The organism is Streptomyces sp. NPDC096046 (genome assembly GCF_040303285.1).
GTDB lineage: Bacteria > Actinomycetota > Actinomycetes > Streptomycetales > Streptomycetaceae > Streptomyces.
In genome coordinates this window covers 1-13,173 of record NZ_JBEOSZ010000065.1, presented here as the reverse complement: position 1 = coordinate 13,173, position 13,173 = coordinate 1, and the positions used below count along the sequence as shown (strand labels likewise).

At 71.9% G+C, this 13,173-nt stretch carries 15 protein-coding genes; 7 read left to right on the top strand and 8 right to left on the bottom strand.

What is annotated here, in order from left to right:
- Positions 1-15: 15 nt before the first annotated feature.
- Positions 16-447: a glutaredoxin domain-containing protein gene (locus ABTX62_RS34475; protein WP_352119873.1), complete on the top strand. Its 432-nt coding sequence runs from the start codon at positions 16-18 to the stop codon at positions 445-447.
- Here ABTX62_RS34475 and ABTX62_RS34470 read toward each other — a convergent pair.
- Together ABTX62_RS34470 and ABTX62_RS34465 are read right to left on the bottom strand one after the other, a co-directional pair.
- Positions 437-1,333 carry an amidohydrolase family protein gene (locus tag ABTX62_RS34470; RefSeq protein WP_352119872.1) on the bottom strand — a complete coding sequence of 299 codons (897 nt, stop codon included), beginning with the start codon at positions 1,331-1,333 and terminating at the stop codon, positions 437-439. The genes ABTX62_RS34475 and ABTX62_RS34470 overlap by 11 nt on opposite strands.
- A 107-nt stretch (positions 1,334-1,440) precedes the next feature.
- A complete protein-coding gene (locus ABTX62_RS34465) occupies positions 1,441-1,860 on the bottom strand; it encodes an ATP-binding protein (RefSeq protein ID WP_352119871.1) in 420 nt (139 codons plus the stop codon).
- A 112-nt stretch (positions 1,861-1,972) separates the two neighbouring features.
- Here ABTX62_RS34465 and ABTX62_RS34460 point away from each other — a divergent pair, with 112 nt between their 5' ends.
- Both ABTX62_RS34460 and ABTX62_RS34455 read left to right on the top strand, forming a co-directional pair.
- A complete protein-coding gene (locus ABTX62_RS34460) occupies positions 1,973-2,785 on the top strand; it encodes a helix-turn-helix domain-containing protein (protein WP_352119870.1) in 813 nt (270 codons plus the stop codon).
- Positions 2,782-2,970, top strand: coding sequence for a DUF397 domain-containing protein (locus ABTX62_RS34455; protein ID WP_352119869.1), 189 nt, complete (start codon positions 2,782-2,784; stop codon positions 2,968-2,970). The genes ABTX62_RS34460 and ABTX62_RS34455 overlap by 4 nt, the downstream gene beginning before the upstream one ends.
- Here ABTX62_RS34455 and ABTX62_RS34450 read toward each other — a convergent pair.
- A complete protein-coding gene (locus tag ABTX62_RS34450; RefSeq protein ID WP_352119868.1) occupies positions 2,954-3,130 on the bottom strand; it encodes a hypothetical protein in 177 nt (58 codons plus the stop codon). The genes ABTX62_RS34455 and ABTX62_RS34450 overlap by 17 nt on opposite strands.
- Before the next feature lie 216 nt (positions 3,131-3,346).
- Between ABTX62_RS34450 and ABTX62_RS34445 the strand changes: the two genes are divergently transcribed.
- On the top strand, positions 3,347-3,856 hold the full coding sequence (locus ABTX62_RS34445) for a DUF2165 domain-containing protein (protein ID WP_352119867.1): 510 nt from the start codon (positions 3,347-3,349) through the stop codon (positions 3,854-3,856).
- Here ABTX62_RS34445 and ABTX62_RS34440 read toward each other — a convergent pair.
- Both ABTX62_RS34440 and ABTX62_RS34435 read right to left on the bottom strand, forming a co-directional pair.
- Entirely contained in the window at positions 3,849-4,403 is a 555-nt protein-coding gene (locus ABTX62_RS34440; protein ID WP_352119866.1) for a hypothetical protein, read from the bottom strand. The two genes, ABTX62_RS34445 and ABTX62_RS34440, sit on opposite strands and share 8 nt — an antisense overlap.
- A gap of 103 nt (positions 4,404-4,506) precedes the next feature.
- Positions 4,507-5,505: a glycosyltransferase family 2 protein gene (locus ABTX62_RS34435; protein WP_352119865.1), complete on the bottom strand. Its 999-nt coding sequence runs from the start codon at positions 5,503-5,505 to the stop codon at positions 4,507-4,509.
- 98 nt (positions 5,506-5,603) lie between these two features.
- Between ABTX62_RS34435 and ABTX62_RS34430 the strand changes: the two genes are divergently transcribed.
- Both ABTX62_RS34430 and ABTX62_RS34425 read left to right on the top strand, forming a co-directional pair.
- On the top strand, positions 5,604-6,074 hold the full coding sequence (locus tag ABTX62_RS34430; RefSeq protein ID WP_352119864.1) for a GtrA family protein: 471 nt from the start codon (positions 5,604-5,606) through the stop codon (positions 6,072-6,074).
- Between the two features lie 18 nt (positions 6,075-6,092).
- Entirely contained in the window at positions 6,093-7,532 is a 1,440-nt protein-coding gene (locus tag ABTX62_RS34425; RefSeq protein WP_352119863.1) for a hypothetical protein, read from the top strand.
- Here ABTX62_RS34425 and ABTX62_RS34420 read toward each other — a convergent pair.
- The 3 genes from ABTX62_RS34420 to ABTX62_RS34410 all read right to left on the bottom strand — a co-directional run bounded on the left by ABTX62_RS34420 (position 7,508) and on the right by ABTX62_RS34410 (position 11,332).
- Complete coding sequence (locus ABTX62_RS34420) at positions 7,508-10,093, bottom strand: bifunctional FO biosynthesis protein CofGH (RefSeq protein WP_352119862.1); 2,586 nt, start codon at positions 10,091-10,093, stop codon at positions 7,508-7,510. The genes ABTX62_RS34425 and ABTX62_RS34420 overlap by 25 nt on opposite strands.
- Before the next feature lie 44 nt (positions 10,094-10,137).
- Complete coding sequence (locus ABTX62_RS34415) at positions 10,138-10,344, bottom strand: hypothetical protein (protein WP_352119861.1); 207 nt, start codon at positions 10,342-10,344, stop codon at positions 10,138-10,140.
- 142 nt (positions 10,345-10,486) lie between these two features.
- Positions 10,487-11,332, bottom strand: coding sequence for an LLM class F420-dependent oxidoreductase (locus tag ABTX62_RS34410; protein WP_352119860.1), 846 nt, complete (start codon positions 11,330-11,332; stop codon positions 10,487-10,489).
- A gap of 242 nt (positions 11,333-11,574) precedes the next feature.
- Here ABTX62_RS34410 and ABTX62_RS34405 point away from each other — a divergent pair, with 242 nt between their 5' ends.
- Entirely contained in the window at positions 11,575-13,083 is a 1,509-nt protein-coding gene (locus ABTX62_RS34405) for a CehA/McbA family metallohydrolase (RefSeq protein ID WP_352119859.1), read from the top strand.
- Positions 13,084-13,173: the final 90 nt, after the last annotated feature.

Below are 13,173 nucleotides of genomic sequence, written 5' to 3'. Positions count from 1 at the left end.
CTACCCTTCGCTGACATGAAGCGCGCCTGGACCATGCCGGTACTGCTGCTGCTCTGCGGCACGGCCGGGGCGGCGGGGCTGATCCTCAGGGGGAGCACCGGTGCGGCCGTGGGCCTGCTCCTGGTAATCCTCCTCCTCGCGGGCGCGCAGTCGCCGCTGGTCTTCCCCCGTTCGGTCGGCGCGCTGGAGGCGCAACGGCGCAGCGCGGCCGACGGACGCCCGGTCGTCTACTGGCGGCCGGGCTGCACCTACTGCCTGCGGCTGCGCATCCGCCTGGGCCGGGATGCCGGCCGGCTGCACTGGGTGGACATCTGGCGGGACCCGGCCGGGGCGGCGGCGGTGCGCGCCGCCAACCGGGGCGACGAGACCGTGCCGACCGTCGTGGTGGCGGGCCGCCCGCACACCAACCCCGACCCGGCGTGGGTGCGCGAGCAGCTCACCGGGTGAACAGGGCGGCCGCGTTGTCGTGGCACACGGCCCGCAGCCACGCGTCGCCCAGACCCAGGCGTTCCAGGGCCTGGAGCTGGTGCAGGTACGGGTAGGGGATGTTGGGGAAGTCGGAGCCGAACAGGATGCGGTCGCCCAGTGCCGCGAACCGGGGCAGGGCCCGGCGCGGGAACGGCATGACGTCCTCGCTGAAGTCGGTGAACGCCATCGTCGTGTCCAGCCGCACCTCGTCGTACCGCTCGGCGAGGTCGAGGAACTCCTCGTACTCGGGCATGCCCATGTGGGCGATGATCAGGCGCAGCCGCGGGTGCCGCGCCAGCACCCGTGCGACGGGCTCCGGGCCGGTGTGCTTTCCGGGGGCGGGCCCGGAGCCGCAGTGGATCACCACGGGTGTCCCGGCCTCGGCCAGCAGGCCCCACGCCGGGTCGAGGCGCTCGTCGGCCGGATCGTACGCGCCCACCTGCACATGGGATTTGAACACCCGCGCCCCCGCCTCGACGGCCTCACGGACGTACGTCTCCACCTCCGGCTCGGGGTAGAGGGTGGCGGTGTGAAGGCAGTCGGGGGTACGGCGGGCGAAGTCGTCCGCCCATCCGTTCAGCCACCGGGCCATGCCGGGCTTGTGGGGGTAGAGCATCGAGGTGAAGGCCCGGACGCCGAAGTCCCGCAGCAGTGCCGCCCGCTCCGCCTCCTCCCTCCGGTACGTGATCGGCCACGGAAGCCCGCCGACCAGCGGGCCGTTGGCGTCGAAGTAGGACCACACCTTGCGCAGGACACGCTCGGGCATGAAGTGGGTGTGGACGTCGATCAGACCGGGGAGACCGAGCCGGTCCCAGAACCGGCGGACCTCTGCGGCCTCCTGGGACGCCTCGCGCTTCTCGCTCATCCGATCTCCGTCACGGGGGTGTGATCCCGCTCCTCGAAGTCGCGGAGCGGTGGAGTCACTGTAGGAGGAGGGCGTCTCCGCCGCGTGATCGGCCACCGAGGCCTCCGTCACACGGTCAGTTCGGCCCACACCGTCTTGCCGTGGGCCGGTGCCTCCACCACACCCCAGCGGTCCGCGTACGCCGAGACGATCCGCAGGCCCCACCCGCCCTCCGCGTCGTCCGCGACCGGCCCCGAGGGCCGCGGAATCCGGTCGCCCCGGGCATCGGTGAGCTCGATGCGGAGCGTGCGGTCGGCGCGCAGCTTCAGCTCCAGCCGGAAGTCCCTGCCCCGGGCGCGTCCGTGCAGCACCGCGTTCGACGCCAGCTCCGCCACCACCTGCACGGCGGCGTCCTGGGATGCACCCCAGTCGTCGAGCTGGCGTTCGGTGAGCAGGCGAGCCAGTCGAGCGCCTCTTCGAGTGGCGGACAACTGGAGCGTGAAGTGACGTACGGGGGCGTTGACTCCGGCGGGGGATTTCTGGCTCATGTCACCCAGCGTGGCCGTCCGTCCCTACTCTGAACAGCGACGACCTCGGTACGGAGGGTGACTGTCCGGACGCGTCACGAGGTCGTACGGCTCGTACGTGGGAGGGGAAGGCGTGGAGGACGAGGAAGCGGCGGCCGTACTCAGGACGGTCGGGCGGCAGATCAGGATGTGGCGCGAGGCGGCGGGGCTGAAACAGGCGGAGTTGGGCTCGGCCATCGGCTATGGGGAGGAGATGGTGTCGTCCGTCGAGCGGGCGCGGCGCATCCCCAAGCCGGACTTTCTCGACAAGGCCGATGAGGTCCTGGGAGCGGACGGCAAGATCTCCGCGATGAGGGAGGACGTGGAGAAGGCGCGGTATCCGAAGAAGGTGCGGGACCTCGCCAAACTGGAGGACGAGGCTCTTGAACTCGGGGCCTACGACACCCATCAGATCAACGGGATGCTTCAGACACCGGAGTACGCCCAGGCGTTGTACGCCATGCGCAGCCCTGCCTACACGGAGGACGAGATCGAACGGCACGTCGCAGCGCGCATGGCGCGGAAGGCCGTCTTCGATCGGCTTCCGCGACCGCTCATCACCTTTGTCCAGGAAGAGACCACGCTACGGCGACCGGTCGGGGGCAGAATGGTGCTGCGCCACCAGCTCGAACACCTGTTGGAAGTCGCCCGGTTGCGGCACGTGTCGATTCAGATCATGCCGACCGACCGCGAGGATCACGCGGGCATGGCAGGTCCGTTCCGGCTCCTGAAGTTCCAGGACGGCAAGGTGCTGGGGCACTTCGAAGCCCAGCTGCACAACCGCGTGATCAGCGAGCCCCGCGACGCCCAGATCCTCGACATGCGCTATGGAATGATCCGGGCGCAGGCCCTCTCACCCCGAGAGTCCCTGGCCTTCATTGAGAAAGTTCTGGGAGACGAGACGTGACCACTGAACTCGCCTGGTTCAAGAGCAGCTACAGCAGCAATGACGGACCTGATTGCGTCGAGGTCGCCATATCCGCTCAGGCCCCCGCCGTCCACATCCGCGACTCCAAGAACAAGGAGGGGGCCCGGCTGTCGTTCACCGGTGGTGCCTGGTCGGAGTTCCTGGAGTTCACGGGAGGACGCTGACGTCCGCGAACCTCTCCAGCGCCCCGGGATCCAGCGTCCGGACGCGTGCCATGTCCGCCCGGGCCTGCTCCGGTCGGCCCATCGCCGCGTGGAGAACGGCCCTGCGGCACAGGGCCCGCGTTGCCGTGCACGTGGAGGCGGAAGCGGTGGCGTTCGTCATGCGGGGCGGTGTCGAAGTCGGCGCGGAACGCGGCGCGTTCGGCGGAGCGGCCGACGAAACCGGCCCGGCCGCGCTGCCTGATCAGCTCCTGCATGGTCGGTCTCGTCCGCGCCATCCGTACGTTCCCCTCGACTCGCCCGGCAGGCTTCTCGCCGTCATTCTCGCGCAACGGGCGCGGGGTACACCGGACGGCCGCGCTTGGGGAGAATGATCGGCATGGCCACCTCCACCTCACGCGGCGCCCTGTCGCTCGCCGCCACCCTGCTCACCGCGACCATCGCCCTCTACACGGCGCTCGTCGCCTTCGGGAACATCACCGACTTCGGGACCAACCAGCAGTTCGTCCGGCATGTGCTGGCCATGGACACCACGTTCAAGGACGAGGACCTGATGTGGCGGGCCATCACGAGTCAGGGGCTGCAGGACGCCGTCTACGTCGGGATCATCGTCTGGGAGACCCTCGCCGCGCTGGTCCTCATATACGGGAGCTGGCTGTGGGTCAGGCGCGATGACGCGCGCGCCCGGCGGATGTCCGGCTACGGGCTGCTGATGGTGATGCTGCTGTTCGGGGCCGGGTTCATCGCGATCGGCGGCGAGTGGTTCGCGATGTGGCAGTCGGAGAGCTGGAACGGGCTGGACGCCGCGACCCGGATCTTCCTGTTCAGCGGGGTCGTGCTGATCGTCAACCAGCTGTCGGCCCGGCGCGGGGAAACGCCCGCTACCTGACCACGGTCACGGTCGTGCCGACCGTGCCGAACGCCCACAGTGCCGTGCCGTCCGCCTTCCGCATCCTGACTCCGCCCGTCTTGGTGCCGGAGGCGGCGGGCGGCGGCGAGGCTCCGTCAACGGCGTTGGAGAAGGCGACGGAGACGCCGGACTTCGCGGCGAAGTACATGATGTGCTCGATCTGGACGCCGTCCGAGCCGGTCGTGGCCGCGTTGCGCGACGACACCGTGTAGCTGCCCGGGTCGGGGCTGACCGAGCCCGGCCAGACGGTGAAGGTGCGGCGGGTCGCCTCGCTCGCGTCGACCAGCCACACCCGCTTCTCGCCGAGGGAGTAGACGATGCGCCGGCCGGTGCCGGAGCCGTCGGGCACCCTCGCCGGGGCCGAGGCGGTGGGGGCGGGTTGCGCCGAGGCCGTGCTGCTCGGCTTGGCCGACGTGGCGGTGGGGCGCGGGCCTCGGTCGGCCTGTACGCCCAGGACCGTCACCGCGGCTATCGCTCCCGCGGTCAGCCCGGTCACCCAGGCCCACGAAGGAAGTCGGGCAGGCACCGGCACGCATCTCCTCAGTCACGGGACCCCGCACCGAAACGGGGTTCCGATCATCGTACTGCGCGTCCGCCGTCCCCCCGGTGCCTCAGGGGCCCCGGCCGCCTCAGGGGCGGCCGGCGGTCTTGCGGACGGGGACCGGGCCCGTGCCGGCGCCGCGGGCGGTGTGGCGGGCGGCGCGCACCGGGGCCGGGTAGGAGAGGTGCACCAGACGGGTCTGCTCCTGGCGCATGTGCGTCAGCGACTCGAGGATGTAGCCCACGAGCAGCACGAGTGCCGCGATGGTCATGATCGCGGCGGCGAGGATCGCCGTGGGCACCCGGGGCACGGTGCCCGTCTCGACGAAGTCGGCGATGACGGGGATGCCGAGGACGACCGAGACGAGGGCCAGGAGCCCGGCGACGACGGTGTGGACCAGCGAGGGGCGCTCACGCCGGGCCAGGTCGAGGATGACACGCAGGATGCGCCAGCCGTCCCGGTAGGTGCGCAGCTTGCTCTCGCCGCCCGCGGGCCGGACCCGGTAGTCGACGACCACCTCCGCCGTGGGCAGCCGCAGGTGCAGCGCGTGGATGGTCATCTCGGTCTCGGTCTCGAACTCCCGGGCGAGCGCCGGGAAGGACCTCACGAAGCGCCGCGAGAAGACGCGGTAGCCGCTGAGCATGTCCGTCACGTCGTTGCCGAACAGGGATCGCACCGCCCCGGTGAGCAGCTTGTTGCCGACGGCGTGCCCGGCCCGGTAGGCCCCGTCGTCGGTCACCCGGCGGGCTCCGACGACCTGGTCGTACGGTCCCTCGAAGAGCAGGTCCACCAGATCCCGGGCGCGGGAGGCGTCGTAGGTGTCGTCGCCGTCGATGATGAGCAGCGCGTCGGCGTCGACGTCGGCGAAGGCGCGGCGGATGACGTTGCCCTTGCCCTTGCGGGTCTCCTCCCGCACGATCGCGCCGGCCTGCCGGGCGACCTCCGCGGTGCGGTCGGTGGAGGCGTTGTCGTACACGTAGACGACCGCCTCGGGGAGGGCGGCCCGCAGGTCGCCGACCACCTTGCCGACGGCCGCCTCCTCGTTGTGACACGGCACGACACACGCGATCGTCGGTTCCACTGCCACTCCCACTCCTCGGCCGAAGCGCTGCCCGATAGTAGGAAATGATGCGATATGAGCGAGCCCGCCGAGCGAGGGCACGCCGGGTGGCTACTCTCCCTTTTGTGCCGGTTTCCAGCTCTGTGACCAGCTCCATGCGCCACGCCGTGCAGGGCATCTGGCGCGAAGCCGCCAAGTTCGGCGTCGTCGGCGCGCTGGCGTTCGTCGTCGACCACGGCGGCTACAACCTGCTCGTCTTCGGGCTGCCCGGTGGGGCGCGGGGCGGGCCGATGAGCGCCTCCCCGGTCCTGGCGTCCGCCCTCGCGACCTGCGCCGCCGCGCTGTTCAGCTGGGCCGGGAACCGTTACTGGACCTACCGCGACCGGCACCGCGAGAAGGTGACCCGCGAACTCGCCCTCTTCCTCGCCGCGAACGGGGTGGGGCTCGCCATCACCGCCGGGACCGTCTTCGCCTCCCGGCACCTGCTCGGACTCGACTCGCCGCTCAGCGACAACACGGCCCGCGTCCTGGGCTGGGTGCTCGCGACCCTGTTCCGCTTCTACGCCTACCGGCGCTACGTCTTCGTCGCATCGTGAGCCGTTAGCATCCGGCACATGGGACAAATGGGATGGATGCCTCGGGTGCGGCACTGGGGCTGGGCCCTGGCCGCCGTCGCCGCCGTGGGCTGCCTGGCCACGATCCTCGTCTTCGCCCCCGGCTACCTGAGTCCCGACAGCCTCGACCAGCTCCGGCAGGCCGAGGGGAAGAAGCCGCTGACCGACTGGCACCCGCCCGTGCTGAGCCTGGTGTGGCGGGCGCTCATCGCGGTGACCGGCTCGATCGCGTCCATGCTGGTCCTCCAGTCGCTCGTGTTCTGGGGGACGTTGTGGGTGCTGGCCCAGTGCGTGTGGGACCTGACCGGCAAGCGCGGCGGATCGCTCGCCGTCCTCGGACTCGGCCTGGCCCCCTTCGTGCTGACGTTCGCCGGAGTGGTGTGGAAGGACGTCCACGCGGCTCAGGCGCTGCTCGCCGCGTGCGCGGTCGCGTGCACGGGGCTGCGCGTCCGGGACCGGCGCGTGGGCCCCGCCGTGCGGTGGGGCCTGCTCTGGCTGGGCGTGCTGTTCCTCGCCTACGCCATGCTCGTGCGCAAGAACGCCTTCCTCGCGGCGATCCCCGTCTTCGTCCTGCTCGTCCTCGCGCTGTGGCGCGCCCCCGGACGCGGCACGTGGCTGCGGTGCACGGGCGCGCTCGCCGTCGCGCTGGTCGTGCCCGCCGTCGCCATCTCGCTGTTCGCCGAGCCGCTGCGGACCAAGCAGGGCGCGCAGATCATGCTGGACGACCTGGTGCACGTGCTGCGGGTGGAGGAGCTGCGGTCGGCCGACGTCTCCCCCGCCCTCCGGGACCGGCTCGTGGCCTCGGCGCGCGAGTGCCGGCGCGTCGGCGCCCTGTCCGACGCCTACTGGGCGTGCTACGAACGGCCGGCCGACGGACTGCGCGGCGACTCGGGCGAGATCACCTCCCTGTGGCTGCGGGAGATGGGCGGGCACGTGCCGCAGTACCTCCAGTACCGGCTGCGCCTGTTCGCGTCACTGCTGTTCGAGACCGGCTATCCCTACAAGGCGGGTATCACCCGCAACGACCTGGGCATCGAGGTGGCGCACCCCCGGCTGGAGGAGATGCTCGGCACGTACGTCAAGGGGATGGCCGCCGACCTGCCCTGGCTGTTCCGCGGGTGGTTCTGGCTGGCCGTCGCGCTGGTGCTCGCCGCCCGGCCCGGCCGGGGCGCCTTCGCGATGCCGGCCCGGGCGCTGGGCATCAGCGCGGCGGCCTACATCCTCGGTTATCTGCCGATCATGCCCGCGACGGACTTCCGCTACGTCTACTGGCCCGCGCTCGCCGGTGCCCTCGGCCTGCTGCTGCTGTGGCTGGGCCGGGGCGCGGCTCCCGGGCGACCGCCGAGCCCCGGCGCCGCGTCCGGCCGCTTGCTGACGGAGCACCAGCCGGCGGACGCCGGGGCCGCTGGGACCCGTCAGTCCAGCACCGGCAGCAGCTGAGGCAGTTGCCCGTCCGAGGCCACCGCCGCCCGCTGCCGCTCCTCGGGAACCTCCCCGTACAGGGTGTTCCGGGCCCTGGCCGGACGGCCCGCGGCGGCCGCCACCGCGATCAGGTCCTTGACCGACTTGTACGAGCCGTACGACGAGCCCGCCATGCGGGAGATGGTCTCCTCCATGAGCGTCCCGCCGACGTCGTTCGCGCCCGAGCGGAGCATCTCGGCCGCGCCCTCCGTGCCCAGCTTCACCCAGCTGGTCTGGATGTTGGGGATGTACGGGTGCAACAGCAGCCGGGCCATGGCCGTGACCGCGCGGTTGTCCCGCGTGGTCGGGCCCGGGCGGGCGATCCCCGCCAGGTAGACCGGCGCGTTGGTGTGCACGAACGGCAGCGTCACGAACTCGGTGAAGCCGCCCGTGCGCTGCTGGATGCCCGCGAGGGTGCGCAGATGCCCGAGCCAGTGCCGGGGCTGGTCGACGTGGCCGTACATCATCGTCGACGACGAGCGGATGCCCAGTTCGTGGGCGGTCGTCACCACGTCGATCCAGTCGGCCGCCGGCAGCTTGCCCTTGGTGAGGATCCAGCGGACCTCGTCGTCGAGGATCTCGGCGGCCGTGCCCGGGATGGTGTCCAGGCCCGCCTCCTTCGCGGCGGTCAGCCACTCGCGGACGGACATGCCGGTGCGGGTCGCGCCGTTGACGACCTCCATCGGCGAGAAGGCGTGCACGTGCAGGCCCGGGACGCGTTCCTTCACGGCCCGCGCGATGTCGAAGTACGCCGTGCCCGGCAGATCCGGGTGGATGCCGCCCTGCATGCACACCTCCACCGCGCCCACCTCCCAGGCCTGCTGGGCCCGGTCGGCGACCTGGTCCAGGGAGAGGGTGTAGGCGTCGGCGTCCGTGCGGCGCTGGGCGAAGGCGCAGAAGCGGCAGCCGGTGTAGCAGACGTTGGTGAAGTTGATGTTGCGGGTGACGATGTAGGTGACGTCGTCGCCGACGGCCGACTTGCGGACGTCGTCGGCGATGCGCGCGAGGGCGTCCAGCGCCGGTCCGTCCGCGTGCAGCAGGGCGAGGGCCTCGTCGTCGGTGAGCTTCGTGGGGTCGTCGGCGGCCGTGCGCAGGGCCTGCCGTACGTCGGTGTCGATGCGCTCGGGGGCCATGCCCGGGGCGGCGGCCTCGCGCAGGGCGTCCCAGTCGCCGTACACCTCGTCGAAATCGTCCCGGCGGTCCGAGGTGCGGCCCTCCGAGTCGATCGAGGAGTGCAGGTCGGTGCGGCCCGACGCGACGAAGACCTCCTCCGGCTCCTGCCAGGGCAGGCCCCGCGGGAGGGCCTCGGGGCGGGCGAGCCCGGTCTCCGGGTCCGCCAGCGCGGCCACGTGCGGGCGCAGCCGCGGGTCCAGCCAGGGCTCACCGCGCCGCACGAACTCCGGGTACACGCAGAGCCGTTCGCGCAGTTCGAAGCCGGCGGCGCGGGACTTCTCGGCGAGCCGCTCGATCTGCGGCCAGGGGCGCTCGGGGTTGACATGGTCGATGGTGAGCGGGGAGACACCTCCCCAGTCGTCGATACCGGCTGCGATCAGCCGCTCGTACTCGTCGTCGACGAGGTTGGGCGGGGCCTGGATGTTGCCGCTCGGGCCCATGAGGAGCCGGGCGACGGCCACCGTGGCGACCAGTTCGTCCAGTTCCGCGTCGGGCATGCCGCGCATCGCGGTGTCCGGCTTGGCGCGGAAGTTCTGGATGATCAGTTCCTGGACGCCGTGGTAGGCCCGGGAGACCTTCCGCAGCGCGAACAGGGACTCGGCGCGCTCCTCGTAGGTCTCACCGATGCCTATGAGGACCCCGGAGGTGAAGGGCACGGAGGAACGCCCCGCGTCCTCCAGGACCCGCAGGCGGACGGCGGGTTCCTTGTCGGGAGAACCGTGGTGCGGGCCGCCCGGCTCCGACCAGAGGCGCCTCGCGGTGGTCTCCAGCATCATGCCCATGCTGGGCGCGACCGGCTTCAGACGCTGGAAGTCCGTCCAGCTCATGACGCCCGGGTTCAGGTGGGGCAGCAGGCCCGTCTCCTCCAAAATGCGGATGGAGACGGCCCGGACGTAGGCGATGGTGTCGTCGTAGCCGTGCGCGTCGAGCCACTCGCGCGCCTCCGGCCAGCGGTCCTCGGGCTTGTCGCCGAGGGTGATGAGGGCTTCCTTGCAGCCGAGGGCGGCGCCCTTGCGGGCGATGTCCAGCACCTCGTCCGGGGACATGAACATCCCATGACCCTCCCGGCGCAGCTTGCCGGGGACGGTGACGAACGTGCAGTAGTGGCACTTGTCCCGGCACAGCCGCGTCAGGGGGATGAAGACGCTCTTCGAGTACGTGATGACGCCCGGCCGCCCGGCCGCCGCCAGGCCCGCGTCCCGCACCCGGGCGGCCGACGCCGACAGGTCCTCCAGGCGCTCACCCCGCGCCTGGAGCAGCACCGCGGCCTCGGCGACGTCGAGCGAGACGCCGTCCCTGGCCCGTTTCAGGGCGCGACGCATGGAGTTCTCGGTGGGGCCGGTTCCGGAGGTCGCGGAAGTCGTCATCCTTCGAGCATACGAGTGCGCTGATCAGGCTCGGGGCAGCCCCGTCAGTGGAAGGCCAGCCATCCGATGCCCAGGGCCGAGACGAGACCGGCTGCGGCCACGGCGGCCGGTCTTTGGCGGTGCAGGGCGAACCAGACCAGCGCTGCGGTCACCAGCACGGCCGTCGTGCCGATCGCGGCACGCAGCAGGCCCTGGCTGTAGCCGTACTCGGTGAAATGACGCAGGAGCCAGGAAAACCAGGCAAGCCGCATGACGCTCTCCCCCGTGAAGACAGTGAGCCGGGCCCCTCACACCGTCCGGCGCGGTGGTCAGCCGCGCACCGGTGTTCCCGACCCGGTTGTTGACCCGCAGTTTAGTAGGGATCACCAACCGCCCTGCCGCACAGGGGAGTTGTCAGAGGTACCCGGCGAGGCCGTCCAGGGTCTTCAGCACCTCCGCCTCCCCCGCCGGAGGCAGCTGCGCCACGACCTCCTCGATGCCGAGGTCGGCGTAGCGGGCGAGCTTGCCCGGGGTCGGGTGGACGGCGTAGGGGACGACCTGGAGGGCCTGGGGGTCACGGCCGGCGTCGGCCCAGGCGGTGCGCAGGAGCGGCAGCGACTCGCCGAGGCCCCGGCCGCCGATCGGCAGCCAGCCGTCGGCGTACTCGGCGATGTGGGCGAACAACTTCGGTCCGGCCGCCCCGCCGACGAGCGTGCGCGGGCCGGTGACCGGGCCGCGCGGGTTCCGCACGGGCTTGGGATACGCGTGACTGGCCCGGACGCTCCCGAACTCCCCCTCGTACGCGGTCGGCGCCTGGGACCACAGGGCCCGCATCAGCGCCATCCGGTCCCGGACCAGCTCGCGCCGGGTGCTCCACCGCACGCCGTGGTCGGCGGCCTCCTCGACGTTCCAGCCGAAGCCGAGCCCCAGGGTGAACCGGCCGCCGGAGAGGTGGTCGAGGGTCGCGACCTGCTTGGCCAGGACGATCGGGTCGTGCTGGGCGACGAGCGTGATGCCCGTGCCGAGGCCGAGCCGCTCGGTGACGGCGGCGGCCTGGCCGAGCGCCACGAACGGGTCGAGGGTACGGCCGTACTCGGGCGGCAGGTCGCCGCCCGCCGGGTACGGGGTGGTCCGCTCCACCGGGATGTGGGTGTGCTCGGGCAGGTACAACCCGGCGAATCCGCGGTCCTCCAGCTCCCGGGCGAGCCGGGTCGGAGTGATCGTCTCGTCGGTGAGGAAGATCGTCACGGCGATACGCATGAGCCATCTGTACACGAGGGCGGACCGACTGTCCATACCGACCAGTCGGATTTTTAGGTGGCCCTGCGCTGGTGGGTCCGGCCCGGGACGCGGGCCTCAGCACCCGACCCGCACGGGCTGTTTCCCCGCTTCCCGCCGTCCCCTTCCCTTCCCTTGCACACCGGTTCACGCCTCACTACAAGGGTTGGGCACCACCCCGCACCACTCATGCCTTGTCGCCGACGACACCGGGGAGCAGCAGCATGTGCGAGGACAGCCACGGCGGGTTCGGCCGGCGGGCTCTGTTCGTGACGGGAGCGGCGGCCGCGCTTACGTTGGGAAGCGTGAGCTTCGCGTCGGCGGCCGGCGGGGGCCGGGAGAGCAGAACCGTGCGCGGCACGCTGCCACCCGGCTCCCCGGACTTCGTGTACGTGCCCGTGGAGGTCCCGGCCGGTGTCCGGGAGCTCAAGGTCGCCTATACCTACGACCGGCCCTCCGTCCCCGCCGGCACCCTGGGCAACGCCCTCGACATCGGCGTCTTCGACGAGCGCGGCACCGAGCTCGGCGGGCGGGGCTTTCGCGGCTGGTCGGGCGGGGCGCGCACCGAGTTCTTCCTCCGCGCGGACGAGGCGACGCCCGGCTACATCCCTGGCCCGGTGCGCGAGGGCACCTGGCACATCGCGCTCGGCCCGTACACGGTCGCCCCGCAGGGCCTGTCGTACGAGATCACCATCACGCTGACGTACGGGGAGCCGGGCGAGGCCGTCGAGCCGGTGTATCCGCCGGAGCGGGCGAAGGGCCGGGGGCGGGCCTGGTACCGGGGCGACTGCCATCTGCACTCCTGGTACTCCGACGGCCGCCGCACCCCCGCGGAGATCGGCGAACTGGCCCGGGCCGCCGGTCTGGACTTCATCAACTCCGCCGAGCACAACACGCACGCGGCGCACGCCCACTGGGCCGACATGGCCGGGGACGACCTGCTGGTCATGCTGGGCGAGGAGGTCACCACCCGCAACGGGCACGTCGTCGCGCTCGGCACCGACCCGGGCACCTTCGTCGACTGGCGCTACCGGGCCCGCGACAACCGCTTCGGCCGGTTCGCCCGGCAGATCCGGCGCGCCGGCGGCCTGGTCGTCCCGGCCCACCCGCACGCCACCTGCGTCGGCTGCAACTGGAAGTTCGGCTTCGACGAGGCGGACGCGGTGGAGGTGTGGAACGGCCCCTACACGCCCGACGACGAGGTGGCGCTGGCCGACTGGGACAGCATGCTCGTGGCGTCCGTACGGGACGGGCGCGGCCGGCTCCCGGCGATGGGCAGCAGCGACGCCCACCGCTCCCCGGACGCGGTGGGCAGCCCCCAGACGGTCGTCCTGGCCGAGGACCTGACCCGCGAGGCCGTCCAGGAGGGCATCCGGGCCGGACGGTCCTACATCGCCGAGTCCGCCAGGGTCGCGCTGTCGTTGCGGGCGACCGGCGGACGCGGCGGGCACGCCGGCATCGGCGAGCGGCTCGCCGTGGGCCGCGACACCCCCGTCACCGTCCGCCTCGACGTGACGGGCGCCCCCCGCTGCACGGTCCGCTTCGTCACCGACCAGGGCGTCGTCCACACCGGTGCCCCCCTGCCGGTGTCCGGTGCGGGCGTGGCCGAGTGGCGGACGACACCGTCCTACGCGGCGTACGTACGGGTCGAACTGCGGCACGAGGCGGCGGCGGGGCCGCTGCCCGGACCACTGGCGGCCTTCACGAACCCGATCTTTCTGGGGCACCGCTAGGGGGCTTCTGATGGATCTACGTGGAAGAAGGAGCGGCGTTCGGTGCGTGCGATCGGCGTGCGCCGTGAACGGTCATGTGGCGGAGCCACC

Excerpts from the sequence above, each read along its gene's own strand:
- ABTX62_RS34475 (WP_352119873.1), top strand. The coding sequence starts at position 16 with ATGAAGCGCGCCTGGACCATGCCGGTACTGCTGCTGCTCTGCGGCACG.
- ABTX62_RS34470 (WP_352119872.1), bottom strand. The coding sequence starts at position 1,333 with ATGAGCGAGAAGCGCGAGGCGTCCCAGGAGGCCGCAGAGGTCCGCCGG.
- ABTX62_RS34465 (WP_352119871.1), bottom strand. The coding sequence starts at position 1,860 with ATGAGCCAGAAATCCCCCGCCGGAGTCAACGCCCCCGTACGTCACTTC.
- ABTX62_RS34450 (WP_352119868.1), bottom strand. The coding sequence starts at position 3,130 with ATGACGAACGCCACCGCTTCCGCCTCCACGTGCACGGCAACGCGGGCC.
- ABTX62_RS34445 (WP_352119867.1), top strand. The coding sequence starts at position 3,347 with ATGGCCACCTCCACCTCACGCGGCGCCCTGTCGCTCGCCGCCACCCTG.
- ABTX62_RS34425 (WP_352119863.1), top strand. The coding sequence starts at position 6,093 with ATGGGACAAATGGGATGGATGCCTCGGGTGCGGCACTGGGGCTGGGCC.
- ABTX62_RS34420 (WP_352119862.1), bottom strand. The coding sequence starts at position 10,093 with ATGACGACTTCCGCGACCTCCGGAACCGGCCCCACCGAGAACTCCATG.
- ABTX62_RS34415 (WP_352119861.1), bottom strand. The coding sequence starts at position 10,344 with ATGCGGCTTGCCTGGTTTTCCTGGCTCCTGCGTCATTTCACCGAGTAC.
- ABTX62_RS34410 (WP_352119860.1), bottom strand. The coding sequence starts at position 11,332 with ATGCGTATCGCCGTGACGATCTTCCTCACCGACGAGACGATCACTCCG.
- ABTX62_RS34405 (WP_352119859.1), top strand. The coding sequence starts at position 11,575 with ATGTGCGAGGACAGCCACGGCGGGTTCGGCCGGCGGGCTCTGTTCGTG.